A 22,860-nucleotide genomic window follows, 5' to 3' on the forward strand; every position below is an offset into this window, starting at 1 on the left:
TCGCCCGCGCCTGGCTACGCGTCCTCTGGCGCTGCTGGACCAACCACGACACCTACCGGCCCGACCTCCACCGAGGGCTGCAACAACAGCTCGCAGCAGCGGCGGCTTGACACAGGGCTCTCAGCCGTCCAGGAACTCCTCGAGCACCGGGCCGAGCTCCTGCGGGCGGGTCAGGATGCCGACGTGGCCGCCCTGGTGCAGGTGCACCGTGGCGCGCGGGATCAGCGCGCCCATGAGGTGGGCGTTGACCACGGGGATCACCGGGTCGCGGCGCCCCGCGAGCACGAGCGTCGGGGCGGCGACGAGCGGCAGCACCGGCAGGCTCGTCCACGACATCAGGGCCATGAGCTGGAACAGGTAGCCCCGGAAGGCCACCGGGCGGGCGCGGCCGAAGACCGCGTCGACCGCGGCCTGGTCCTCGCCGACGTAGATCTCCGCGCCGGCGTCGTGGCGGTAGCGCTTGTCGTTGTAGCGCCGCGGCGTGAGCATCTTGGCGAGCACGGTGAGCCGTGCGGGCACCATCATCGCGCCGGTCCCGGTGCTCACGAGGGCCAGCTTCGAGGTGCGGTCCGGGTGCTGGAGCGCGAACTGCTGGGCGATCCCGCCGCCCCAGGACAGGCCCAGCACGTCGGCGCGGGCGTACCCGAGCTCGTCGAGCAGGCCGGAGAGCAGTCCGGCGAGCCCGGCCATCGGCAGCGGCACCCACGGCAGCGGCGAGCCGCCGATCCCGGGCACGTCGAAGCGGACGACCGGGCGGTCCGGGTCGAGCGCGGCCACGAGCGGGTCGAGGAACTCGATGCTCGCGCCGATGCCGTTGACCAGCACCAGCGGCATCCGCCCGGATGCCCCCGGCCGGTGCGCGACGTGCAGGCGGTACCCGGCGACGACGAGGTCGCCGACCCACTCGGGCCGGGCGGCCGGGACGGGGTCGGGGCCGGGGTGGCGGTCGTCGACGGGGAGCGCGCTCACGGCGTGCCTCCCGCGGTGTAGCTCCGGTACACGGAGATCAGGGCCTCCTTCTGCGCGTCGGAGAGCCGGGGGTCGGCGCGGATCGCCCGTTCCGTGGACGCCTCGCTCGCCCCCTCGGCCTCCGCCCGGGTACCCCCGGCGTGCTCGCGCACCAGGCCGGCCTGCAGCAGCAGGGTCTCGGCCGAGATGTCGAGGGCCTCGGCGATCGCGTGCAGCACGCGCACCGAGGGTTCGTGCAGTCCTCGTTCGATCTGGCTCAGGTACGGGTTCGAGATGTTGCTCAGGGCGGAGAGCTGCCGCAGCGACAGGCGCGCGAGCTTGCGCTGGCTGCGGATGAACCCGCCCAGGGCGCGGCGGTGGTCCTCCCACGCCCCGGACGGGCCCGCCATGTCCTAGCGGCGCGGCGACGTCGTCGCACGCACGGACGCCGGGAGCGCCGGCACGACGGCCTCGATCACCTGGTGGGCCGCGGCGCGCTGCGCCTCGAGGATCTGCACCCCGGTGTCGTAGAACCGGTCGACGGCCTCGCCGGGCGTGTGGAGCAGACCGACCGGGGACGTGGCGCCGGCCCCGGGGACGTTCTGCAGCGCCGCGGTCCAGGTCTCGGCGACGGAGCCCGCGAAGCGCAGCCCGGCCTCCTGGACCTGGGTGATCATGTCGACGGCCCGCTCCCGGACCTGGTCGAGGGTCGGGTCGGCGGTGGGGGTGGCCATGCGTGGTTCCTCCGCGTCATCGGTGACAGCGCTCAGTTTACCAAGCGCCCACCGGGGACCGCGGCGCGGCGATGGCATCGGCCACAGGGCGTCACCGGTCTCAGGCGTCGGGCAGCGAGGCGACCAGACGCGCGAGGCGCTCGGCGACGCGCGAGGCGCACGAGCGGCACGGGCACCGCGCCTCCCGGCTGGCGAGGAGAAGGTCCAGGCGCAGGAACACCGGGTCGAAGGCGGGGCCGACGGCGTCGTCGACCTTGCGACGGAGGGCGACGGAGGCGTGGCGGTTCACGGGCAACACCCTCGGCTGGTGAAGGCGGGCAAACGGTCGGTCCGGTTGCAGGAGACGCGCTGGAGATGCGCTCCGTGCAACACGGTGACGAGCACTCGTGCTCTCGTCAACTGTGGATCGACCGATCGACCCTCGCCGTTACCCAGCGTTTGCCAGACGAAACACCGTCGAGGCGCAGGTCACTCACCTGCTCCTCGCTCACCACACGGAGTCGGTCACGGCGTCCCGAGGACGTACGAGCCCGGCGCGTCCCCCAGCGGCGGGTGGGCCTCCGACCCGACGGGCGGCGGCGTGCGCATCCCGCCGCCGCGCTCGGCGATCCAGTCCCGCCACGGCTCCCACCACGAGCCCTGCACCTCGCTCGCCCGCTGCAGCCAGGTGTCCGCGTCCGGAGCCGACGTGCCACCGACGGTGCCGATCCAGTGCTTGGCCTTCGTCCCGGGCGGGTTGACCACGCCGGCGATGTGCCCGCCGTTGCTGAGCGTGAACGTGACGTCGCCGCCCAGCAGGCCGGTCGAGGTGAACGACGTACGCCACGGCGCGATGTGGTCGTTCACGGCGCCCACGATGAACGTGTCGTTCGTGATCGACTTCAGCGAGAGGTGCTCGCCCAGCAGCTCGAGCTCGCCGCGCGCCAGCTCGTTCTGCAGATAGAAGTGCCGCAGGTAGAAGGCGTGCATCTTCGCCGGCATCCGCGTCGAGTCCGCGTTCCACGCCAGGATGTCGAACGCGGGCGGCGCCTTGCCCTCGAGCCAGTTCGGCCCGACGTAGTTGAAGATCAGGTCGTTGGCGCGCAGCAGGTCGAACGTGCCCGCCATCGACTCCGAGGGCAGGTAGCCGGTCTTCGCCATCTTGCGCTCGAGCCGCTCGACGATCTCCGGGTCGACGAAGCTCGCGACGGGCCCGGGGTCGCTGTAGTCCAGCAGGGTGTTCTGCAGGGTCAGCGAGTTGATGCGCTCGCCCTGGCCCCGCGCGTGCAGCATCGCCGTCGCGATCGTCGCCATCAGCCCGCCCAGGCACAGCCCGACGAGGTTGACCTTCTCCGCGCCGGTGATCTCCTGGACCACGTCGAGCGCGGCGAGGTCGCCGAGCTCCAGGTAGTCGTCGAGCCCCGTGTCGGCCATCGACTCGTCGGGGTCGCGGTAGCTGATGACGAACACGGTGTGGCCGTGCTGCACGGCCCACTCGAGGAAGCTGCGGCCCGGCGCGAGGTCCATGACGTAGTACTTGTTGATCCACGGCGGGCTCACGAGGATCGGGATCTCGTGGACCTCGTCGGTCTGCGCCTCGAACTGGATCAGCTCCATGAGCCGGTTGCGGTGGACGACCTTGCCCGGCGTCGCGGCGAGCTCCCGGCCGACGCGCAGGTTGGTGCGGTCGACCTGCTGCGGGCGGCCCTGGTTGGTGGCGAGGTCGTCGAGCATCTGCCGGAACCCGGACACGACGCTCGCCCCTCCGGTCTCGAACGCGCGCTTGAGCGCGGAAGGGTTGCCGGGCAACAGGTTGGTGGGCGAGAGCACGCTGCTCAGCACGTCGGCGAGCAGCAGCGCCCGCTCGCGCGACGACCGGTCCAGGCCGGCGGCGTCGACGAGATCGTGCAGCGTGGCCACGAGCGCGAGGTAGTGCTGGCGCAGCCCCCAGTAGGCCGGGTTCTCCTCCCACGTCGGGTCCTTGAACCGGCCGTCCTTCTCGATCGGCACCGGCCCGTCCGCGGTCGAGCCGAACATCCGCGCGACCGTCGCCGACCCGATGCGCGCGGCGAGCGCCGCGTGCGCAGCGACGACCCGCCCGACGTCGGCCGGGTGCGTCGCGAGGCCCTGGGCGACCTGCACGACCGTCCGGCCCCAGAGGGCCGGGTCCACCTCGGCCAGCACCGCGGCCGGCACGACCGACTCCAGGGAGCGGGCGAGGTCGACACCGACACCGTTCGGGCCGATCGGCGGCTGGGTGCGGTGCTGCTCCACGGTCATGTCGGCGACCTACCTTCACGTCGACTCCGGACGTGCCGCGCCGACACGTCCCGACGGCAAGTGTGCCCGGCTGGGAGCTGGGTCACACGGTTACCGAGGAGTCATGGAGGCGGGTCTCAGCTCAGCCTGCGAGCGCACCCCGCTTGCGCGCGACGATCCCCTCGTAGAGCAGGGGGCTGGCGTCGGTGGCAAGCCGGTGCTGGAAGCGCTCGCGGCGCACGACCTCGAGGGCTCCGGAGCGGATCGACTCGCCGATCATGCCGCCGAAGCCCGTGGTGTCGGTGTCCTCCAGGAACGCGTCCTTGATCGTCAGGACGATCCAGCCGTCGGGAGCGACGAGGTCGTAGGCCGTGCGGAACGCCGCCGGCGGGATGTCGCCGAAGCCCAGCGCCGCGACCACGGTGAGGGCGTTGAGCTGGTGCCCGGCCAGCGTCTCCCGCTGCGCAGCGGGGAGCCGGGTCAGGTCCGCGACCTGGTAGTCGGCGTAGAGGCCGGGCCGGTCGCGCAGGGCGGCGTCGCGGGCCTCGGTGAGGATGTCGACGCCGACGGAGTGCGCCACGCCGACCGCGGCGAGCTCCTCGGCCATGATCCCGTTGCCCGCGCCGAGGTCGAGGACGCGCAGCGCCGAGGCCGGCTCGCCCGCCGTCGCCAGGGCTTCGCTCAGCAGGCCGACCATGAACCGCGGCGAGTCGCAGCCCAGGACGTCGTAGAAGATCTTCTCGTAGAGCCCGGGCACACCGAAGATACGGTCGTAGTCGTGGAAGCGGTACTCGCGCCACGTCCCGTCGGGCTGGGCGACGACGCAGAACTCGTCGTCCTGGCTGAGCTTGCTGCCGGGCTCGGGAAGGGCCAGGCGCAGGGCGGCCCGCGCCTGCTCGAGGTCGACGGGGTGTGGGTCCGGGGTCGCCTTTCCGGCCGCCGGTGCCGGTGCCCGGTGGAGGACCTCGTGCTCGCGGCCGGTGCCGCTGCCGTTGACCGCCGTGGGTGCCATCGACTTCTCCTCCCGGTGTCGCCCTCCGGGGGAGGACGACGGAAGCTGGACGCGGGCAGCTGGAAACGCCCGCGTGGAGCATCACGCAGGATCGATGGTCGTCAGGTCCCGCCGCGAGGGTCAAGGAAAGGGGGCGTCAATAGAATCAACGTCACGCAAGGCCCCGGGTGATCACCCCCAGCGGCCGCCACCCTGCGGCCCGCGCGGGTCGTAGCGGGTGGTGCGCTCGTCGCGCTGGGCGTACGGGTCGTTGTACGGCTGGTCGTAGGAGCCGTAGCGCTGGTCGTAGCGGCCGTCGTACTGGCGACCGCCCCAGCCGCCCTGCGCCGCCGGGCGGACCGCCGTGCGCGAGACCCCCGAGAGCATCGAGATGATCGCGAGGCCGATCGCCGCGTAGAGGACCGCGGTGGCGATGTGGTCGACCACGCCGCCTGCCGCGAGGAACACCTGCAGCACCAGCACCACGAGGACCAGCAGCACGATCGCGGAGAAGAAGGTCGCGGGGCGGGGCGTCGTGAGCAGCAGCAGGTGCAGCAGCGCGGTGCCGGCGAGGGCGGCGATCACGGCGCAGACCGGGATGATCGTCATGGCGTTGTCGACGAGGGCGCCGCTGCGCTGCGCGGTCTGGATGCCCAGGTCGAAGACGTTGGAGATGATGAGCACGCCGACGACGGCGATGCCCGCGGCGACGATCGCCGTCGCCACCCCGCCCGCCCAGAGTCGTCGGCCGAGGACCTCGACGTCGCCGTCGTTCCACGACTGCTGCGGGTAGCTCACGACCTCGTCCTCTCCCCGACCGACGGCGCCGGCCCGTCGAGACGGTTGTACCGCACCGGACGTCGCCACGGGTGGACCCTCCCCGGCACCGAGAGCATCCCTTGACGTTCCGCGTCCGGCCCCGTTCGGTGAGCAACGGCCACTGCCGTCACCACCGTCACGAAGAGGAGCCGGGCGATGACGACCCCGCAGTACCCGACCGCAGGACGCCCGGCGCGCCGGCTGCCGCGCCCGTCGGAGCTGCGCCCGCTGCTGCGGGTCGCCCGCCCGGAGGTGGACCCGACCCGACGACGGCTCGCGCGCGCCCACACCGTCGCCGACCTGCGCACGATCGCCCGGCGCCGCACGCCGCGGGCGGTGTTCGACTACACCGACGGTGCCGCCGAGGCCGAGCTCTCGCTGCGGCGCGCCCGCGACGCCTTCGCCCGCCTGGAGTTCCGGCCGTCCGTGCTGCAGGACGTCTCGTCGATCGACACGAGCACGACCCTGCTGGGCGGGCCCTCGGCGTTCCCGTTCGCGTTCGCGCCGACCGGGTTCACCCGGATGATGCACCACGCGGGCGAGCCGGCGGTGGCGCGCGTGGCGGCGAAGCTCGGGGTGCCGCACACCCTCTCGACGATGGGCACCACGTCCCCGGAGGACCTGGCGCTCGCCGCGCCCCAGACCCGCCGCTGGTTCCAGCTCTACCTGTGGCGCGACCGCGAGGCGAGCGCGGCGATCGTCGAGCGGGTGAAGGCCACGGGCAACGAGGCCCTGATGCTCACCGTGGACACGCCGGTGGGCGGCGCCCGTCTGCGTGACGCGTACAACGGCCTCACGATCCCGCCGGCGCTGACCCCGCGGACGTTGCTGGACATGGCGCGCCATCCGCACTGGTGGATGAACGTCCTCACCACCGAGCCGCTGGAGTTCGCGGCGCTGTCCTCGTGGGGCGGCACGGTCTCCGAGCTCATCGACACGATGTTCGACCCGCACCTGACGCTCGACGACCTCGCCTGGCTCCGTTCCACATGGAACGGGCAGCTGGTGGTCAAGGGCGTCCAGACCGCGGCGGACGCGCGGCGGGTGGTCGATGCCGGCGCCGACGCGGTGGTGGTGTCCAACCACGGCGGGCGCCAGCTCGACCGGGCGCCGGTGCCGCTGGAGACGTTGCCGTCGGTGGTGGCGGAGATCGGTGGCGAGGCCGAGGTGCTGCTCGACACCGGGATCACGTCGGGCGCGGACATCGTCGCCGCGGTCGCGCTCGGGGCCTCGGGCTGTCTGGTCGGGCGCGCGTACCTCTACGCGCTCATGGCGGGCGGTGAGCTCGGGGTGGAACGCCTCGGCACGATCCTCACCGCCGAGATCCGCCGGACGATGGCCCTGCTGGGGGTCTCGCGCGTCGAGGACCTGCGCCCGGAACACGTTCGTCTGGGCTAGCCGGGATGTCCGCGGTGGGCCGTCGCCGACGAGGCCATCGCGCGGTCGGTGGGTGGCGGTCGGCGTGGTGTCAGCGGCGTGGTGTCAGCGGCGTGGTGTCAGCGGCGTGGCGTCGCAGACGTTCAGTGTCCGTAACGCCACGCGCTCGCCGCAGTGGCGATCACCCCGCGGTCGGGATCGTTACCGCTCCGTGACCTGTGGTGGGGGCCTGAGCTGTGGTTTCCCCGGCCGGCGTTGGCGGGGGTCTGGCCGGGCTGTTCGACGGGGTCGCCCCCACCGCGCTGGCCGGGGGGATCTGGTCGCCTCCGTGCGGGCCCGCTGGGCGCTGCTCAACCGCGCCGAGGCGCTGCTGCTGGCCGGCGTGCGGGAACTCGGCATCGCGGTGCAGGAGTCGGGCGGGCCGTCCGGCTCCCGAGCTCGGACGAGTTCTCCGGCGACGAGGTCGCCGCGGTGCTGGGTGTTCGCGGACGGCGGCCTCCCCGGCGCCTCGGGTTGGCCGACGACCTGTTCTCCCGGCTGAGCGGGCTCGACCCCGGACCGCTCACCGAGCCGAGACAGCGTGCGCCTGGGCAGCGTTGCACCTGGGCGATCGTGTCGGCGTCTCTCAGGCGCACAGGAGGACCTCCTCGATGCGGTCGGCGAGCCGGTCGGCGGCGCCGTCGAAGACATCCGCCGGGTCGGTGCCCGTCCATCCGAGGTGACCCTGGACTTCGAGCGCGACCAGGCCGTGCAGCTGGCCCCACCACTCCGCGAGCCTGAGGCGGACCACCACGGGGACGATCTCCCACTCCGATCCACCGGCGGGCGCCTCCACCCCGCCGAGGCGCTCCGCCAGGGCCGCGAAGACCTCCGGGGACCAGTCGGGGAAGCACGCCCGCGCGAACTCCCGGCCCACCCGCAGGCCCAGCCCGGCGGTCGGGCCGTCGGCCGGCGCCACGTACCCGGGCACCGGGTCGCCGTAGACGAGCCGGAACTCGTGCGGCCGCTCGACGGCCCAGCCGCGGTAGCCGTGCGCGGCGCCGACCATCTGCGCGCGCCGGCCCGGGCCCGCGGCGTCACGCGCGGCGGCCACGGCGTCGGCGGCGTGGTGGTAGCCGTCGGCGACCAACGCGGTCAGCAGGTCGTCGCGCCCGGAGAAGTAGTGGTACAGCGCCTGGGCCGACATCCCCATCTCGCGTGCCACCGCCCGCAGCGACAGGCCGTCGCCGCCCTGCTCGGCGTAGTGGCGCAGCGCCACCTCCTTGATCTCGCGCACGGCGGAGGCGTGCCGGCGCTCCCGGAACGAGGAGCCGGTCATCGCGGGCATACGGCGAAGTTAGCACTGACCAAGCCACCTTGACAGTGTCAAGCGAGTTCGCTCTCCTTGACGATGTTCGACGAACCTGACGGTCGACGAGAGGAGCTCGGCGTGCGCATCGAGCGAGTGATCCGAGCCGTGCTCATCACGATGGGCGTGTTCACGGCGGTACCGGTTCTGGTGGTGGTCGATCCGGGACAGCTGGCCTCGTACGGTCTGACCGATCCCGGCCCGCAGGTGCTGGGGCTGCTGCAGCACCGCGGGGTCTACCAGCTGCTCGCCGGCGCGGCCCTGGTCTGGGCGGCCCTGCGCCCGGAGGTCCGCACGCCGATCGCGGCCGGCGTGATCACATCGAAGGCCGCCGGGCTACTGCTCACGGTGACCAAGCCCGAGGCCCAGGCAACGGCGAACACCGGCATCCAGCTGTTCGACCTCGCGTGCATCGTGGTCCTTGCCGGCATCCTCGTGGTCGCCGCGGGTCGCCGCCTGAGCCGTACCGACCGCCAGGAGGTGACGGCGTGACCGTCGCCGGGACGTCGCCCTCGGCGGCTCCGCAGCCCCCACCCCAGCGGCGGGTCCTGCGCTCGGTCGCGAACACCCTCGCCGCACTCGTCGCCGTCGTCGCCGTCGTCGTCGGCGGCGGCCTGCTCGTCCTCGTCCCGGCTCCGACCCCGGACTTCGATCCGGTGGCCTGGACCCCCGGCTCGGGCGCCGTCCCGCCCGTGCCGACGGGCACCGCGGCGGCCGTCCCCGCCTCGCGGTGGCTCCACGGCCCCGAGGACGTCGCCGTCGCCCTCGACGGCACCGTCTACACCGGCGACCGCGCCGGCGTGATCCACCGGATCGCCCCGGACGGCGCCGACGCGGTCCACGCCCAGGTCGGCGGCCGCCCGCTCGGGCTCGTCGTCGACGTCGGCGGCGCGCTGCTCGTCGCCAACCACGGGATCGGCCTGCAGCGCGTCGAGCCCGACGGCACCGTCCGCACGCTCGTCGCCGACGTCGACGGACGGCCGGTGACGTTCGCCAACGACCTCGCGATCGGCCCGGACGGCGTCGTCTGGTTCTCCGACTCGAGCTCGCGGTACCACCGCGGCACCCTCGGCGACGACAGCCCGTCCTACCTGTTCCCCGACCTGCTCGACGGGCGCCCGTCGGGCCGGCTCGTCGCCTACGACCCCCGCACCGGCCTGGCCCGCACCGCCGTCGACGGGCTGTACCTGCCCAACGGCGTGGCCGTCAGCGCCGACGGGAGCGAGGTCTGGGTGGCCGAGAGCAACCGGTACCGGATCCTGCGCCACGACGTCGTCGGCGGCGGCCGCGAGGTGCTGCTCGACGACCTGCCCGGCGTCGCCGACGGGTTGACGACCGCACCCGACGGGTCGGTCCTGCTCGCCCTCTACGACCGCACCGCCGCGCTCGACGACGTCGCCCTGCCGACCACGCTCGGGCGGAACGTCCTCGCCCGCCTGCCGATGTCGTGGTTCGTCAACGAGTCGGACCCGCTCAGCGGCTCGGTGATGGTGCTCGACCCGGACGGCGCGCCGCGACAGTACGTCACGGGCCTCACCCCGGCGCCGACCAACGTCGTCCCCGCCGGCGACCGCTGGTGGCTCGGCGCACTGCTCGGCCACCCGTTGCGCACCATGCCCGCAGCCCGATGACCGATGGTCAGCCCGGCTAGCCCCGACGCGTCAGCACGACGAAGGGGATGGTGCGCCCGACCTCCTCGGCGCGCCGCTGGTAGCCCGCGAACGGCGAGTACGTCGCGGTGGCGGACGGCCAGAGCCGCCCGCGCTCGGCGTCGCCGGCGACGCGGGCGTGCACCGGGCGGACCTCGTCGCGCACCTGCACGGTCGTGTCGGGATGAGCGCGCAGGTTGTGGAACCACGCCGGGTGGCGCGGGTGCCCGCCGTACGACGCGACGATCACCAGGTCGTCGGGGTCGTCGGGGTGGGTGAAGTACAGCAGAGGGGTCGTCCGCGGGCGTCCCGAGCGGGCTCCGACGTGATCGAGCAGCAGCATCGTCGGCAGGCCCGGGATCGTGTGGCCGAGCCGGCCGCCGGTGCGGCGATAGAGCGCGATGTGCGCCCGTGTCACCGCACCGACGACCGGGGAGATCCGATCGAGGACACGACCGAAACCGCTGGTGGAGACGACGACCGCACGCTAGCGGGCGCTACAGCGTGAGCAGCCGGTCGAAGAACTCGCGGTAGCGCTGCACCGCGCGGCGCATCTCCTCGGTGGACGGGTCGCCGCCGAGCGCGTTGGGGTCGAGCGCGCTGCGCTGCTGGGCGAAGGTGCGCGAAAGCTCCCCGAGCACCTCGCCGACCAGCGCGTCCGCCTGCGTCACCGCGTCCCGCGGGTGGTCGACGAACGACATGCGCACGTCCTCCCACTGCGAGCGCCACTGGGCCGCCCGCTGCGCGTCGAAGATCGTGCCGTGCTCGGCCGGCTGCCGCGCGTCGCTCGGATCGGGCGTCCCCCCGCCGGACGCGCCCGCCGGCTCGCCGGGGGCACCGCGACCGTGGTCGGGCGGGCCGGGGTACGCGCCGGTTGGTCCGCCCTGCGCGGCCCCGACCTGGTTCGTCTGCGGCACCCCCGGCTCGCCGTACCCGCCCTGCGGCGGCACGGGACCGGTGGGGCCCGCGTTCTGCCGCGGGTCCTCCTCGTAGCCGCCCGGACGCTCACGACCCACGGGCTGCTCGGTGGGGTGCGGTGCCGGCTGGCCCTGCTCGGGATGGCTCATGAGCTGCGCTCCTGGTGTCCGTCGGGGCCGCCGGACGCCGGAGGCGCCGACGGCGGGCGGGCCGGACCGGCCGGGGGTGGACCCGCCTGCGACGGGCCGATCCGTTCCGTGCCCGCCTCGGCGTGCCCGATCGGCTGGTCGCCACCACCCCGCGGCGCTCCTGGGATGCGCTCGGTGCTGCCGGCGGGCCCGTGCCCGTCGTCGAAGAGCAATGCCTCGACCAGGGTGCGGAACGACGTGAAGGCCGTGCGCAGGTCCTCGGTGCTCGCCGTGCCCTGCCGGTGGGCGGTCACCACGTCCTGCGCCTGCCGGTAGTCCTGCACGAGGTGGGGCTGGGCCACCGAGAGGTCCTCGGTCCGGCGCCGACTGTCCTCCACCGGGTAGCCCCGCGCCCGCATGATCGTCACGACCAGGGCGTCCGCGTGCTCGACCGCCCCTCCCGGGTCGTCGACGAACCCGCGCTGCACCTGCTGCCAGTCGGCGTGCAGGCGCTCACGCTCGGCGGGCTCCAGCGGACGCAGCTGGTGCTGGTCGTGGCGGTCCTTGCGCTCGCGGAGCTCGTGCTCGGCCTGCCGGCGGTCGCCGGTCTCCGACACACGACGCTCGTACTCGGGACCGAACTCGTCGGCGAGCTCGCGCCGGCGTCTTCGGCGGGCGAGCACGAGGGCGGTGACACCGGCGAGCGCCAGCACCACCACGACGACCACGATCACGACGGCGACACTGCCCATCGCCGACTCCCTCCGTGGATACCGGACACGACCTGACAGGACCGGACACGACCTGACACGACCTAGGCCGCCGAGCGCTCCTCGGACGGCCGACGCCGCTGAGTCACCTCGCCGATGGCGGGTGGCTCGTAGGACACGTCGCCGGGGTTGGCGTCCACTCCCGGCGGGACGATCTCGTCGATGCGGTCGAGCACCTCGTCGTCGAGCGTGACCTCGGCCCCCGCGAGGAGGTCCTCGAGCTGCTCCGTCGTGCGGGGCCCGATGATCGCCGAGGTGACCGCCGGGTGGGACACGGCGAACGCCATCGCCATGTGCACCATCGAGAGACCGGCCTTCTCGGCGAGCGGGATCAGGGCCTCGACGGCGTCGAGCTTGCGCTGGTCGGTGAAGCGGCCCGGCGAGCGCTGTGCGCGCTGCGTGCCGGCCTCCTGGCCCTGACGGATCCTCCCGGTGAGCATCCCCATCGCCAATGGGCTCCAGACGAGCGTGCCCATGCCGTAGCGGCGACACACCGGCAGCACCTCGCGCTCGATGCCGCGGTTGAGGATCGAGTAGGGCGGCTGCTCGGTGCGGAAGCGCTGGTAGCCGCGCCGCTCGGCCACCCACTGGGCCTCGACGATCTCGGAGGCCGGAAAGGTCGACGAGCCGATCGCCCGGACCTTGCCGCTGCGCACGAGGTCGGTCAGCGCCGAGAGCGTCTCCTCGACGTCGGTCTCGGGGTCGGGCCGGTGGATCTGGTAGAGGTCCAGGTGGTCGGTCTGCAGCCGGCGCAGCGAGTTCTCCACCTCGGTGACCAGCCACCGGCGCGAGTTGCCGCGGCGGTTCGGGTCCTCGCCCATCGGCGCGTGGGCCTTGGTGGCCAGCACGACGTCGTCGCGGCGGGTGGGCGGGAGTTGTTGCAGCGCCTTGCCGACGATCTCCTCGGACTCGCCCTGCGCGTAGACGTCGGCCGTGTCGACGACGTTGATCCCGGCGTCCAGCGCGCGGTGGATGATCCGAATCGAGTCGTCATGGTCGGTGTTCCCCCAGGCGCCGAACATCATGGCGCCGAGGCAGTACGGGCTGACCTTGATGCCGGTGCGCCCCAGTGTCCGCATCTTCACGACAGGGGGAGTCCCCGTCCACGGCCCGGCGCAAGCACGTGGGAATGAGTCATCCCGGTGGCGGCCCCGCGGCGGGCGGCATCCCGATGCGGTCGACGACGGGGATCGCGAGGCGCAGCTCGCCGACCCCGGTCGGGTGGAACGGGTGCGGGTCGTCGAGGGACTGCAGGTCCGGGCCCAGCCCGTCCGGCGAGGGTTCGCACAGCGGGGTCAGGGGCGGGGCGACGACGTCGAAGCCGTAGCGCACGGCCCCGGCGGTGAGCACCCCGTTGAGCTCGGCGTTGCGGTCGGAGAGCAGCCGGATCTCCTCGGGGGTCAGCCCGGGGTACTGCAGCGGGCCCCGCACGGTGGAACACTGCGCGTCGGGCTCGAGCACGTCGTAGCTGGTCATGACCACCACGCGCGGCCTGGACGGGAGGGTCGCGAGGTCGGCGAGCAGGTCGGCGTAGTCGCGGTCGAAGGCCGCCAGCCGGTAGGAGAACTCGCCGGCGGTGAAGTTGTCCGCGCAGTCGGTGACCGCGTAACAGTAGCCGATGAGGTCGGTCCAGTTCAGGTCGTTGGGCCCGACCGCGACCACGACGAACGCCGGGTCCTCGACCTGCTTGAGCCGCCCGATCTGCGGCGGGACCGTCACCCCGCCCGTCTGCTGGGGGGCGCGCAGGCCACTGGTGATGCGGGCGCCGGAGCAGGCGAGGTTGAGGACGTCCTCGCCGATGGCCGCGCCGAGCTGGCGCGCCAGCGAGTCGGTGCTGCGGGCGCACGCGACGTCCTCGGGCGACGCGTCCGGCGCCGGCGTCCCGCCGAGCCGGGCCACGCGCGAGTCCCCGATGACGACGCCGCGCACCCCGGACACCGTCGGACCGACGGGTGAGGGGGTCACGTGGTGGGCGCCGGTGAGGTCGGTGAGCGACGTCGCGCTGCGCAGCTCCTGCGCCCCGGCCACCGCGAGCGCGCCGCACGCCCCCCACACGACCAGCGACACGGCGAGCGCGGTGACCGTCGACGACGTCAGGGTCCGGGACAGGCGCCGCGCGATGATCGCCGGGCGGGCCCCGGCCCCGGAACGGCGGGCGGTGAACCGCAGGGTGGCGAGGACCCGCAGCGAGCCGACGAGCCCGCACACCCCGAGCACCACCGCGACGAGGATCAGCGTCGCCTTCCCGAACCACTGCTCGAAGCCCGTCACGATCGCCGACAGCGCCTCGGTCGGGCTGTCGCCGTCGGCCAGCGCCTCGAGCGCGGACCCGGCGGTCTCGTTGCGCTGGACCGGGCCGATGGAGAGCTGCGGGCGGATCGGCCCGTAGATCGTCACGTCGGGGACGTCCAGGCTGGTGTTGCCGATCTGGACGATCCGGGGCGGTCCCGACGCCGTGGCGCTCGGCGGCTGCACGCCGACGCTGATCTGCTGCCCGAAGGCCTCGACGTCCTGGTCGGGCGTGAGCACGAGCGCGGCCCAGACCCCGGCCACGACACAGCCGAAGACCAGGAGCAACGTCACGGGTGAGCGCAGTTCGCGCCCGACGGCACGGAGGCGGCGACCCACGGTCCTCCTCGCTGCTCGACTCCCCAGGAACTCACCCGAGCCCTGTCGGTCCTCAGCCCTACCGGACGGAGGCCGCCGGCGTCACCCGTGCGTGGTGGACGTCGTGCGCCGCCGCTCCAGACGCGCGAGGACGGCGGCGACCCCGGTGGCCACGACGAACGACAGCAGCGACGCCGAGAGCCACGAGGGCGGCGTGAACCCGAGGGCGTCCCGCAGGGCGATCCAGGCGTCCGACCAGAGGGGCGCCCCACCCGGGTTGACCAGCTGGTACACCGCCAGACCGATCACCCAGGCGACGACCATGAGCGGGCGCGACGGGGCCCAGCGCGAGAGGTCCCCGGAGACGTAGCGATGGGGAGAGCACGCCGATAGCGGAGCTCGACCCTCCGGCCCTGCGGCGCCGCGGCGGACCAGCGCGTCGCCGACTCCGACGCCGAGCAGCGGCACGAACACCGACCCGATGACGGCGAGGAAGACCGCGTAGTCGTCGATGGTCACCCCGAGGGCGAGCACGGTGACGACGGTGCCGATCACCAGGCAGAGCACCCGCCGGTCGGCGCGCGGCGCGAGGTTCTGCACCGAGACCGCGGTGGAGTAGACGTTCGCGAACGACTGGTCGGTCTCGCGGGCGGTGAGCACGAGCAGCGCCACGAGCCCGAGCGGCGCGGCGAGCATGGGCGCGAACACCTCGTCGCCGTTCCCCGCGACCAGGGCGAGGGCGGCGAGGCCGACGACGAAGCAGACGATCTGGGTGACGCCGTAGCCGACGGTGGCCGCGGTGAAGGCCGTCGAGACGCGCCGGGAGTGCCGCGAGAAGTCGGACGCGACCGGGATCCAGGAGACGGCGACGGCGATCGCCGCGTCGGTGCCCGCCCAGAAGCCGGCCCAGGAGCCGCCGCCGGCGCCGAGGTCCAGTTCGGGCCGGCTGAACAACCACCAGGCGAGGTAGGCGATCGAGATCGCCACGAGGATCGTCACGACGCGGCGCAGCAGCCGCAGCATCCCGAGCGGGCGCAGCGTGAGCAGGGTGGTGACGACCCCGGCCCCGAGCACCCACACCCAGGTCGGGCCGCCGAGCGCGAGCGTGCCGGCCTGGGCGATGACGACCAGCTCGAAGGTGCCCCAGCCGATGAGCTGCACGACGTTGAGCACCGACGGGATCCACGACAGGACACCGCCGAAGAGCCCGCGGAGCAGCACCATCGCCGGCGCGCCGGTCGCCGCGCCGGGCATCGCCGAGACGCCGACCATCGCGCTGCCGATCAGCGTGCCGACCGCGGTGGCGACGACGGCGGCGGTCACGGTCAGCGGTGGCGCGCCCGCCGGTTGCAGCACCGCGAGGACGCCGGCGAAGCCGAGCAGGCTCACACCGAGGTTGGCCCAGAACGCGCCCTGGTCGAGGAAACCGAGGGTCTTCGGCACCGGGCCGTCGAGGGTGGGGGCGACCTCGGGCGTCTCAGCAGCCGAGGTGGACGCAGACGTGCTCACAGCAGCCTCCCTGCGCCGGCATGATCCGGATCAGGTTCCGACGGTCGGGACCGCTGCCGCAGTGGTGACGGCCAGGTCCCCTCTCAGCCCGGTGGCTCCGGACTCCCGTGAGCGCCGGTCGGCGCCCGCCGACGACCGTACGCGACACGACGACGGGGGGCCGCCCTCGTGATCGCGAGGATCACAGGGACGGCCCCTCGTCGTGGGTCGTGCTCAGGCGCGGCCTACTGCTGCAGGTTGGCGCACCGCTGGTCGTTGTTGATGCAGTCCGCTCCCGCGTCGTTCGACGCCTGGCTGGCGATGTTGTGGAAGTCGGAGTGGTCGGTCTTCGGGTCGTGCTGCTCGTTCGGGAAGCTGTCGATCTGGAACGTGCGGCCTTCGGGCTGGTCGTACTTCAGGGTGATGCGCAGGGCCGGGATGGGCTCCTGGTCCTCCTCACAGTTGCCCTGGGCGTCCGGGAAGAAGATGTGCGAGCGGAAGTCCTTGGACTCCAGGTTCTCGCCGTCCCAGCAGCTCGGGTAGTCGAGGATGCGCGTCAGCTGCTCGCCCTGACCGCAGATCGGGTACTGCTCGGTGATCCGGTTCTCGTTGCCCTGACCGGAGCACGTGTACTTCGCGTTGACGTTCGCGCCGTCCTGAGCACCCTGCTTGGCGTTACCCATGATCATCATGAGGTGGCTGGGCATGGGGGTGATCTCACGGTCGCCGTGCCCGTGGAACGTCAGGTCGGCCGAGGCCGGCTTGATGATCGAGCCGACGTTGCCGTCGAGGCTGCCACCGTCCTCGCCCTCGTCCGGGCTCTGGCCGTTGATGTCACGCAGGACCGGCCAGAAGAACGTCGAGCCGTCCCCGTTGACGCAGGAGGTCTGACCCGCGTCGGCCGCCTCCTGCAGGGGGTCGTCGTCGGAGTTCGCGTCGGTGGTCTGGTTGCCGACGTAGTCGTGGACGTGCTGGGCGCCGTTCTTCTTGCCCGGCGCGGCCATGTAGTTGTCGGAGTTGTTGTGGTCGCTCACGCCGCAGTCGACACTGTACGACCCGCCGTTGAAGACGCCGCCCTCGCCGATGTTGCCGTTCGCCTCGACGTCGCCGATGTCCACGTAGTCGCCGGCGTCGGCGTTCGCGGCCTCGTCACGACCCGGGAAGGGGTCCTCGGCTTCGGCGGCCTCCTGGGCCGCGCCCTCGTTGTCGGCGTCGACCTCGCCGACGTCCTCGGTCATCCCGTTGTTCTCGTCGCCGCGACGCTCCTGGTCGCCCTGGTCCTCCTGCCCCTGGTCGTCCTGACCCTGGTCGCCCTGGTCACCGGAGTCCTCCTCACCAGAAGACTGGTCCTGGCCGTCCTCGTCGCCGGAGCCGCTGCCCTCGGAGTCCGCGGAGCCCTCGGAGCCCTCGGAGTCTTCGGAGTCCTCGCCGCCGGACCCTTCCTCCGAGGACGAGCTGCCCGTCAGGGAGCTGAGGATGCCGCTGTCGCCGGACTCGTCCTGGGCGGCGGCCGAGCCGGCCGCCACGACGACGCCGGCCGTGACCAACAGGGCCGCCACGGCGGCGATGAGCCGTGTCGGCAGATTTGTGCGATGTCGTCCGCGTCGGGGCACGGGAACCTCCTGACGGTGCCCGCGACGCCGGGACGGGGGAGCTCGTCCGGGGAATCGACGCGCGGGACACGGGTGTCCTGCCTGTGGTTGTCGGCGGAGCACGGACGGCGGCAGGGCGAAGGGGGAGCGTCGCCGCCCGGGCTCCGACGGGAGGTCACGGTAGGGACACGGCCGTCCGGCGACCGCTTATCTGAGAGATCTCAGGTTCGGACACCGCTCGCAGGACCGCTCAGCACGACGACCGGCAGGCTGATGCGGCCGAACGGATGAGTAAGTGGGCCGCTCGCCTCGTGGGATTCTCAGGTCGGCGCGGCGGGCGAGCATCACGTCTCCGCTCGCCGCTCGTTGATTGAACTCGAACGCGCCGCGGTCCAAGCTGGACCGCGATGAGACCTGATCGTTATGCGGGCGCGGAGCGGGGCCGCGTGCTGTGCGTGGCCCCTTCCCATCGCACAACGAGCGTCCTGGTCGGGACGTTGCGGTCGCACGGCTTCGAACCTCAGCTCCTCCGTGAGAGCTGGAGCGTCGGGGCGACCGCGCGTGCCAGCGGGGCGCGGGCCGTCGTGCTGGACGTGGAGATGCCGGGACTGCGGCCCGTGGAGGTGCTCGCGGACCTGCACCGCGACAGCCCACGCACCCCGATCATCGCGCTGACCAGCCCCGAGGCCCGTGACCGCACGGTGTCGACCCTGCGCGCGACGCAGGACGACTACCTGGTCACGCCCTTCCCCATGGAGGAGCTGCTGGCGCGCCTGCGCCTGCGCCTCGGCGACGACCGCCCGACCGCGCAGCTGTTCCTGCGCCGCGGCGAGGTGGCGGTGGACACGGCGCTCGAGCAGGTGTTCGTCGAGAACAAGCCGGTCAGCCTGTCGCGCACCGAGTACGCGGTGGTCGATGCGCTCATCCGCCACCCGCGCGGGCAGGCCATGTCCCAGGAGCAGCTCGTCACCCGTGTCTGGGGCGGACCGCCGACCTCGAACATCGTCGAGGTCTACATCGGCTACCTGCGCCGCAAGCTCGGCGCGGAACGGATCCGCACGGTCCGCGGGCGCGGCTACATCCTCGAGGGCTGAGGCCCCAACGAGGGCTGAGGCCCCAGCCGGCCCCCAGCGGCCCTCAGGACCCTCAGCGCTCCAGGACCCTCAGCGCTCCAGGACCAGGTGTCCGGCTCCTCGGCCGATGACGTAGGTCGGCCACCCGGGTCCGGGACCGGTCTCGTAGCTGAGCTCGACGTCAGGCGGCTCGACGGGCCGGCGCTCGGCGTGGAGGAAGTTCACGCGCAGCAGGGCCGCCTCGAGCGGGCCCGCCGCGGCGAGACGGGAGTCGACGATCGACAACAGGCGGGCGCGGTCGCTGAACTGGTCGACGACGTCGCAGCGGCACGCGTAGGCGATGGTGCCGATCTCGCCGGGCGCGAGGATGCTCTGGTCCGGCGGCACGGTCTCCGCCAGCCCCCGGCCCGCGTTGATGTAGTCGGCGGCGCTGGCCCAGTTCCCGAACACCGCCGGATGCGGCCAGGGGATCCCGAGCCCGGTCTGGTGACCGATGCTCACGCCGGCCACGAGCGCCAGCCCCGTGACGACGGCGGTGGTGCGCTGCACGCTCAGGTCCGCGGCGCCGAGCGCGGCGCACAGCGTCAGCAGGGCCAACGACGGGCAGTAGTACCAGATGTAGGAGGAGACGCCCATCGCCGCGTAGGCCGCGTAGTGCACTGCGCCGGCGAGGCCCGCGGCCACCACCACGCGGTCGAGGAGCCGACCCTCGCGGCGGATCCACCGTGCGGCCGAGACCACGACCGACACCAGGCCCACCCCGACGACCACGCCGACCATGAGCATGGCGATCGGCCAGCGCTCCGCCATGAACAGCGGCCCGTTGCCGAACACCTCGCCGCCGGGGAAGGCGCCGCTCGTCTTGATGATGAGGCTGTCCGGCACGAAGCTGCCGAGCACGAACCACGACCACACGTGCCAGGGCAGCGTCACCAGCGCGCCCACGCCGACCGCGCCGAGCGCCCCGCGCCACGCCCGCGGGGCCGCGGCGAGGAACAGCACCGCGACGAGGACGACGGCGGGCAGCACGAGGTCGGGGCGGGTGAGCACACCGAGGCCCATGACGACCCCGGTCGCCACCGGCCGGCGAGCGGCGCCGTAGCGCGTGACGGCGACCAGCAGGGCCGCCACCAGGAACGACTCCATGCCGACCACGGCGGCGAAGATCGGCGAGGTGACGATCAGCCCGACGGTGAGGAACGCGGCCACCGGGCGGCGCAGCCCCAGCTGCCCGGCGAGTCCGGCCGCCCAGACCGCCATCGCCGCCGTGGTGACGACGAGGACGATGCCGGCCGACACCGCCGGGCGCCCGGTGGCGACGATGCCCGCCGCGAGCAGCCACACGTTCAGCGGCGAGGTGGCGGAGTTGGCGTCGCGGAACGGCGTCAGGCCCCAGTGCCCGAGCTCGGCGACGTTCCGCGCGTAGTCGAGGGTGATGTACGAGTCGTCGGGCATCCCCCGGTACGCGACGAGGAACAGCAGCCCGCCCATGAGCGCGCCGACGGCGGCGACGAGCACCGTCTCCGGCGACGGGCGCGGGAGCGTCCGGCGCAGCGGAGGGTCGTCGACGGTCACGGGGACGTCGTGGTCCGATCCGGTGGCCGGGTCGAGGCCGGTGGTCATCTCAGGTCGTCCCCGTCGGGAAGAGCGTGTCCTCGCGGTGGGCCGGATCCCCGTCGGTCCGGATGAACCACTCGGTGCCGAAGGCCAGGGCGAACCGGTCGTCGTCGAGGGTGAGGAAGAAGGAGTCGTCGGCGATCTGGCTGCGGTGCGCGCGCATCGCTGCGCGCTTGGCGTCGAGGTGCTGCGTGACGTCGACCCGCGTGGTCAGCTCCGACTCGGGCGAGCCGAAGGCCTCGGGGTCGAGGTCGGGGCCCTCCTCCTCGCCGGCCTCGCGCGCCGTCGCCAGCATCGTGCGGAACTGGTCGCGGTTGGAGGTCGCCTCGTAGACCCGCGGCGTCCGCGCGAGCTCCCCGGCACGCCGGCCGACCCGATGGACCTGGATGTGGTCGGGATGGCCGTACCCACCGATGCGGTCGTAGCAGGTGAGGACCTCGGCGTCCTCCTCGCGCAGGATCGCGGCCAGCCGCTCGGCGGCCTCCTCGACGTCGGCGGACCAGAACGACCCGGTGGCGCCGTTGGTCTCCGTGTCGACCATCCCGGAGTCGACGTAGCCGAGGAACTCGACCCGCGCGACGCCGAGCACGGCGGCCGCGTCGTGCGTCTCCTTGACCCGGCGCTCGGCGAGCGTCTCGCCGTCGGCGAGCACCCCGGGGACGACCTCGCCGTGCTCGCCGCGGGTCGCGACGACCAGCACCACCCGGTGCCCCGCGTCGGCGGCCGCGCGCATGACGCCGCCGCAGGAGATGCACTCGTCGTCCGGGTGTGCGTGGAAGCTGACCATGGTCGCCACACGCGGGAGCCTAGTGAGGGGGTGTCAGGCCAGCGCGATCGACGCCACCAGCACGATCGCGACGAGCAGGAGCAGCGCGGCCGTCCCGAGGATGACACCGGCGCGCGGGCCCGGGCCGCGGGCGAACAGCTCGCGTCCCTGCAGGCCCTCGGAGCGGGCGGCCGCGCTCGCCCACGGTGGGGCCGTGTCCTCCGGGCGCGCCACGCCACCGCCGGCCGCCCGCGCCGGCACCGCGCCGGGCACGAACTGCGTGCGCTCCGGTGGCAGGGGCGGGCCGGGGCGCGCGGAACCGCTCGGGAACCGCGCGGCCGCCGGGCGCCGGGGCACCACCTGGGTCGCCTCCGGCGCCGGCTCGTCGCGGGTCACGACCTGCGTGCGATCGGCGGCCGGACCGGGGGCGTCGCGGACGACCTGGGTCGTGTCCGGGTGGGCGTCGGCGTCGGCGTCCTCCGCCGACCACCGGAACGGCGGCGGGAAGGGGTCGCCCGGCAGCGGACGCTCGTCGGTGCGCGCGTCGTCCTCCTCCGCGGGCGGCGGGGGTGGGCGCAGGGCGGGTGAGGACGGGCGCGTCTCGGGGAGCGGCGGCGCCTCGGCGGCGGTCGCGGGAACGGGGATCCCGCGCGGCCGGGCGTCGTCGCCGTCGTCGCCGTCGGCGTCGGCGTCGTCGGCGGCGCGATCGGTGCTGTCACCCGGGACGCCCGGGGCCGGGGTGTCGAGCTCGAGGGCCGGGGTCGCGGGGCTCTCGGCGGCCGGCGTGGCGGCCGCGGGGTCGGCGTCCGTGCTCGCACCCGGCCGGGTCCGGACCGCGCGGCCCGGGAGGGGTGTCCACTGCGTGTCCCCGTCGGGCCGGTCGCCGTCGACCGTGTCGACCGCACCGGCCGCGGATCCCTCGGGAGCGGGTTCGGCGGCCGAGGGAAGGGCCGGGTCCTCGTCCGTCGCCGCGGGCTCGTCCGGCACCGCCGGCTCCTCCGGCCTCCCGGTCTCAGGTGCCGCCGCGTCGGGGGGGTCGGCACCGGGCGCCAGCGCGCTCTCCACCGACCCTGCGGCCGGGATCGTCGCCCGCGGCCGGCCCCGGCCGGTCGTCCCGCTCGGGGCGGCCGGGGTCTCCGGTCCCCTCGGCGTCTCCCGCTCGGCCGGGGGCGGCGTCGCCGGGGCCTCGAGGGGCGCCGCCGGGTTCGCCGGCGGGTTCGCCGCCGGGTTCGCCGCCGGGTTCGCCGCCGGGTTCGCCGCCGGGTTCGCCGCCGGGTTCGCCGGGGCCTCGGCCGGGCGTGTCGGTGGGTTCGGAGGGGGCGGCGTCCGTGCGCCCGGCGGCCGCGCGGCACCCGCGCTCGCCGGCGCCGTCGATCCGGCGCCGCTCCGCCTCTCCGGGGGCGGGGGACGCCAGTCGGTCGGGGGCGGACCGCCCCGCGGGGGCGACGCCGGCCGTTCGGGGCGTGCGGGTGGGGGCGCGGGGGGCCGGGACCCGGCCGGTGGCCGGTGGGGCGTCGAGGGTGCGGAGGGCGCCGAGGCCCGCCCGTTCCCGCGCGCCTCGACCTCGGTGTCGAACCCGTCGTCGAACCCCAGCTCCTGGTCGGCGGCGTCGATCTCGCTGTCGTCGAGCTCGTCGCGCGCCGGCGGCGGAGGTGCCTTCGGCAGGCGGGAGGCGAGGATCTCGTCGCGACGCCGCCGGTAGGACTCGGCGTCGACCCGCCCGGTGGCCAGGTCCTCATCGAGGCGACGCAGCTGCTCCGGGACGCCCATCACACCTTCCTCCGCGACCCCGCCGTA

General features: G+C 73.9%; 23 protein-coding genes and 1 riboswitch. Of the genes, 5 read left to right on the top strand and 18 right to left on the bottom strand.

Annotation, left to right across the window (positions count from 1 at the left end; all coding sequences use genetic code 11):
• Nucleotides 1-120 precede the first annotated feature (120 nt).
• From AC2A1K_RS27460 to AC2A1K_RS27490, 7 genes are all read right to left on the bottom strand, one after another.
• Nucleotides 121-969, bottom strand: coding sequence for an alpha/beta fold hydrolase (locus tag AC2A1K_RS27460; RefSeq protein WP_483899523.1), 849 nt, complete (start codon nucleotides 967-969; stop codon nucleotides 121-123).
• Nucleotides 966-1,358, bottom strand: a complete 393-nt coding sequence (locus tag AC2A1K_RS27465; RefSeq protein ID WP_483899524.1) for a helix-turn-helix domain-containing protein — start codon at nucleotides 1,356-1,358, stop codon at nucleotides 966-968. Before AC2A1K_RS27465 ends, AC2A1K_RS27460 begins: the two co-directional genes overlap by 4 nt.
• Before the next feature lie 3 nt (nucleotides 1,359-1,361).
• Entirely contained in the window at nucleotides 1,362-1,682 is a 321-nt protein-coding gene (locus tag AC2A1K_RS27470; RefSeq protein WP_483899525.1) for a hypothetical protein, read from the bottom strand.
• 100 nt (nucleotides 1,683-1,782) lie between these two features.
• On the bottom strand, nucleotides 1,783-1,971 hold the full coding sequence (locus AC2A1K_RS27475) for a hypothetical protein (protein WP_483899526.1): 189 nt from the start codon (nucleotides 1,969-1,971) through the stop codon (nucleotides 1,783-1,785).
• 215 nt (nucleotides 1,972-2,186) lie between these two features.
• Nucleotides 2,187-3,941: a PHA/PHB synthase family protein gene (locus AC2A1K_RS27480; protein WP_483899527.1), complete on the bottom strand. Its 1,755-nt coding sequence runs from the start codon at nucleotides 3,939-3,941 to the stop codon at nucleotides 2,187-2,189.
• A 121-nt stretch (nucleotides 3,942-4,062) separates the two neighbouring features.
• Nucleotides 4,063-4,932, bottom strand: coding sequence for a methyltransferase domain-containing protein (locus AC2A1K_RS27485; protein WP_483899528.1), 870 nt, complete (start codon nucleotides 4,930-4,932; stop codon nucleotides 4,063-4,065).
• A 171-nt stretch (nucleotides 4,933-5,103) separates the two neighbouring features.
• Nucleotides 5,104-5,709 (bottom strand): hypothetical protein, encoded by a 606-nt coding sequence (locus AC2A1K_RS27490; protein ID WP_483899529.1) that lies wholly within the window; start codon nucleotides 5,707-5,709, stop codon nucleotides 5,104-5,106.
• 177 nt (nucleotides 5,710-5,886) lie between these two features.
• Between AC2A1K_RS27490 and AC2A1K_RS27495 the strand changes: the two genes are divergently transcribed.
• A complete protein-coding gene (locus AC2A1K_RS27495; RefSeq protein ID WP_483899530.1) occupies nucleotides 5,887-7,128 on the top strand; it encodes an alpha-hydroxy acid oxidase in 1,242 nt (413 codons plus the stop codon).
• Between the two features lie 307 nt (nucleotides 7,129-7,435).
• Nucleotides 7,436-7,648 (top strand): hypothetical protein, encoded by a 213-nt coding sequence (locus tag AC2A1K_RS27500; RefSeq protein WP_483899531.1) that lies wholly within the window; start codon nucleotides 7,436-7,438, stop codon nucleotides 7,646-7,648.
• An 84-nt stretch (nucleotides 7,649-7,732) separates the two neighbouring features.
• Here the strand turns inward: AC2A1K_RS27500 and AC2A1K_RS27505 are convergent, their stop codons facing one another.
• Nucleotides 7,733-8,434: a TetR/AcrR family transcriptional regulator gene (locus tag AC2A1K_RS27505; RefSeq protein WP_483899532.1), complete on the bottom strand. Its 702-nt coding sequence runs from the start codon at nucleotides 8,432-8,434 to the stop codon at nucleotides 7,733-7,735.
• Nucleotides 8,435-8,536: 102 nt separating this feature from the next.
• Between AC2A1K_RS27505 and AC2A1K_RS27510 the strand changes: the two genes are divergently transcribed.
• A complete protein-coding gene (locus AC2A1K_RS27510; RefSeq protein WP_483899533.1) occupies nucleotides 8,537-8,947 on the top strand; it encodes a hypothetical protein in 411 nt (136 codons plus the stop codon).
• Nucleotides 8,944-10,086: an SMP-30/gluconolactonase/LRE family protein gene (locus tag AC2A1K_RS27515; RefSeq protein WP_483899534.1), complete on the top strand. Its 1,143-nt coding sequence runs from the start codon at nucleotides 8,944-8,946 to the stop codon at nucleotides 10,084-10,086. The genes AC2A1K_RS27510 and AC2A1K_RS27515 overlap by 4 nt, the downstream gene beginning before the upstream one ends.
• A 16-nt stretch (nucleotides 10,087-10,102) precedes the next feature.
• Here AC2A1K_RS27515 and AC2A1K_RS27520 read toward each other — a convergent pair whose 3' ends face one another.
• The 7 genes from AC2A1K_RS27520 to AC2A1K_RS27550 form a co-directional block, all read right to left on the bottom strand.
• Nucleotides 10,103-10,522 (bottom strand): nitroreductase family deazaflavin-dependent oxidoreductase, encoded by a 420-nt coding sequence (locus AC2A1K_RS27520; protein ID WP_483899535.1) that lies wholly within the window; start codon nucleotides 10,520-10,522, stop codon nucleotides 10,103-10,105.
• 79 nt (nucleotides 10,523-10,601) lie between these two features.
• Nucleotides 10,602-11,171 carry a hypothetical protein gene (locus AC2A1K_RS27525; protein WP_483899536.1) on the bottom strand — a complete coding sequence of 190 codons (570 nt, stop codon included), beginning with the start codon at nucleotides 11,169-11,171 and terminating at the stop codon, nucleotides 10,602-10,604.
• Nucleotides 11,168-11,902, bottom strand: coding sequence for a hypothetical protein (locus tag AC2A1K_RS27530; RefSeq protein ID WP_483899537.1), 735 nt, complete (start codon nucleotides 11,900-11,902; stop codon nucleotides 11,168-11,170). Before AC2A1K_RS27530 ends, AC2A1K_RS27525 begins: the two co-directional genes overlap by 4 nt.
• A 62-nt stretch (nucleotides 11,903-11,964) precedes the next feature.
• Nucleotides 11,965-13,005 (bottom strand): aldo/keto reductase, encoded by a 1,041-nt coding sequence (locus AC2A1K_RS27535; protein WP_483899538.1) that lies wholly within the window; start codon nucleotides 13,003-13,005, stop codon nucleotides 11,965-11,967.
• 49 nt (nucleotides 13,006-13,054) lie between these two features.
• A complete protein-coding gene (locus AC2A1K_RS27540) occupies nucleotides 13,055-14,548 on the bottom strand; it encodes a GDSL-type esterase/lipase family protein (RefSeq protein WP_483899539.1) in 1,494 nt (497 codons plus the stop codon).
• Between the two features lie 81 nt (nucleotides 14,549-14,629).
• Nucleotides 14,630-16,036 (bottom strand): purine-cytosine permease family protein, encoded by a 1,407-nt coding sequence (locus tag AC2A1K_RS27545; protein ID WP_483899540.1) that lies wholly within the window; start codon nucleotides 16,034-16,036, stop codon nucleotides 14,630-14,632.
• A riboswitch (TPP riboswitch) is annotated at nucleotides 16,027-16,155 on the bottom strand. It overlaps the preceding gene by 10 nt.
• Nucleotides 16,156-16,260: 105 nt before the next feature.
• Nucleotides 16,261-17,574 (bottom strand): DUF1996 domain-containing protein, encoded by a 1,314-nt coding sequence (locus tag AC2A1K_RS27550; RefSeq protein WP_483899541.1) that lies wholly within the window; start codon nucleotides 17,572-17,574, stop codon nucleotides 16,261-16,263.
• 440 nt (nucleotides 17,575-18,014) lie between these two features.
• Between AC2A1K_RS27550 and AC2A1K_RS27555 the strand changes: the two genes are divergently transcribed.
• Nucleotides 18,015-18,701: a response regulator transcription factor gene (locus AC2A1K_RS27555; protein ID WP_133826668.1), complete on the top strand. Its 687-nt coding sequence runs from the start codon at nucleotides 18,015-18,017 to the stop codon at nucleotides 18,699-18,701.
• Nucleotides 18,702-18,770: 69 nt separating this feature from the next.
• On the opposite strand, the gene AC2A1K_RS27560 is transcribed toward AC2A1K_RS27555, so the two are convergent.
• From AC2A1K_RS27560 to AC2A1K_RS27570, 3 genes are read right to left on the bottom strand one after another with little or no spacing between them, the layout of a single operon-like run.
• Nucleotides 18,771-20,303: an ArnT family glycosyltransferase gene (locus AC2A1K_RS27560; protein ID WP_483899542.1), complete on the bottom strand. Its 1,533-nt coding sequence runs from the start codon at nucleotides 20,301-20,303 to the stop codon at nucleotides 18,771-18,773.
• A 1-nt stretch (nucleotide 20,304) separates the two neighbouring features.
• Complete coding sequence (locus tag AC2A1K_RS27565) at nucleotides 20,305-21,093, bottom strand: PIG-L family deacetylase (RefSeq protein WP_483899543.1); 789 nt, start codon at nucleotides 21,091-21,093, stop codon at nucleotides 20,305-20,307.
• Between the two features lie 24 nt (nucleotides 21,094-21,117).
• Nucleotides 21,118-22,833 (bottom strand): hypothetical protein, encoded by a 1,716-nt coding sequence (locus AC2A1K_RS27570; RefSeq protein ID WP_483899544.1) that lies wholly within the window; start codon nucleotides 22,831-22,833, stop codon nucleotides 21,118-21,120.
• Nucleotides 22,834-22,860: the final 27 nt, after the last annotated feature.

Source organism: Actinomycetospora sp. 2LY8.5 (assembly GCF_057180585.1).

Excerpts from the sequence above, each read along its gene's own strand:
- AC2A1K_RS27495 (WP_483899530.1), top strand. The coding sequence starts at position 5,887 with ATGACGACCCCGCAGTACCCGACCGCAGGACGCCCGGCGCGCCGGCTG.
- AC2A1K_RS27570 (WP_483899544.1), bottom strand. The coding sequence starts at position 22,833 with ATGGGCGTCCCGGAGCAGCTGCGTCGCCTCGATGAGGACCTGGCCACC.
- AC2A1K_RS27480 (WP_483899527.1), bottom strand. The coding sequence starts at position 3,941 with ATGACCGTGGAGCAGCACCGCACCCAGCCGCCGATCGGCCCGAACGGT.
- AC2A1K_RS27555 (WP_133826668.1), top strand. The coding sequence starts at position 18,015 with ATGAGACCTGATCGTTATGCGGGCGCGGAGCGGGGCCGCGTGCTGTGC.
- AC2A1K_RS27530 (WP_483899537.1), bottom strand. The coding sequence starts at position 11,902 with ATGGGCAGTGTCGCCGTCGTGATCGTGGTCGTCGTGGTGGTGCTGGCG.
- AC2A1K_RS27485 (WP_483899528.1), bottom strand. The coding sequence starts at position 4,932 with ATGGCACCCACGGCGGTCAACGGCAGCGGCACCGGCCGCGAGCACGAG.
- AC2A1K_RS27525 (WP_483899536.1), bottom strand. The coding sequence starts at position 11,171 with ATGAGCCATCCCGAGCAGGGCCAGCCGGCACCGCACCCCACCGAGCAG.
- AC2A1K_RS27505 (WP_483899532.1), bottom strand. The coding sequence starts at position 8,434 with ATGCCCGCGATGACCGGCTCCTCGTTCCGGGAGCGCCGGCACGCCTCC.
- AC2A1K_RS27470 (WP_483899525.1), bottom strand. The coding sequence starts at position 1,682 with ATGGCCACCCCCACCGCCGACCCGACCCTCGACCAGGTCCGGGAGCGG.
- AC2A1K_RS27560 (WP_483899542.1), bottom strand. The coding sequence starts at position 20,303 with ATGACCACCGGCCTCGACCCGGCCACCGGATCGGACCACGACGTCCCC.
- AC2A1K_RS27465 (WP_483899524.1), bottom strand. The coding sequence starts at position 1,358 with ATGGCGGGCCCGTCCGGGGCGTGGGAGGACCACCGCCGCGCCCTGGGC.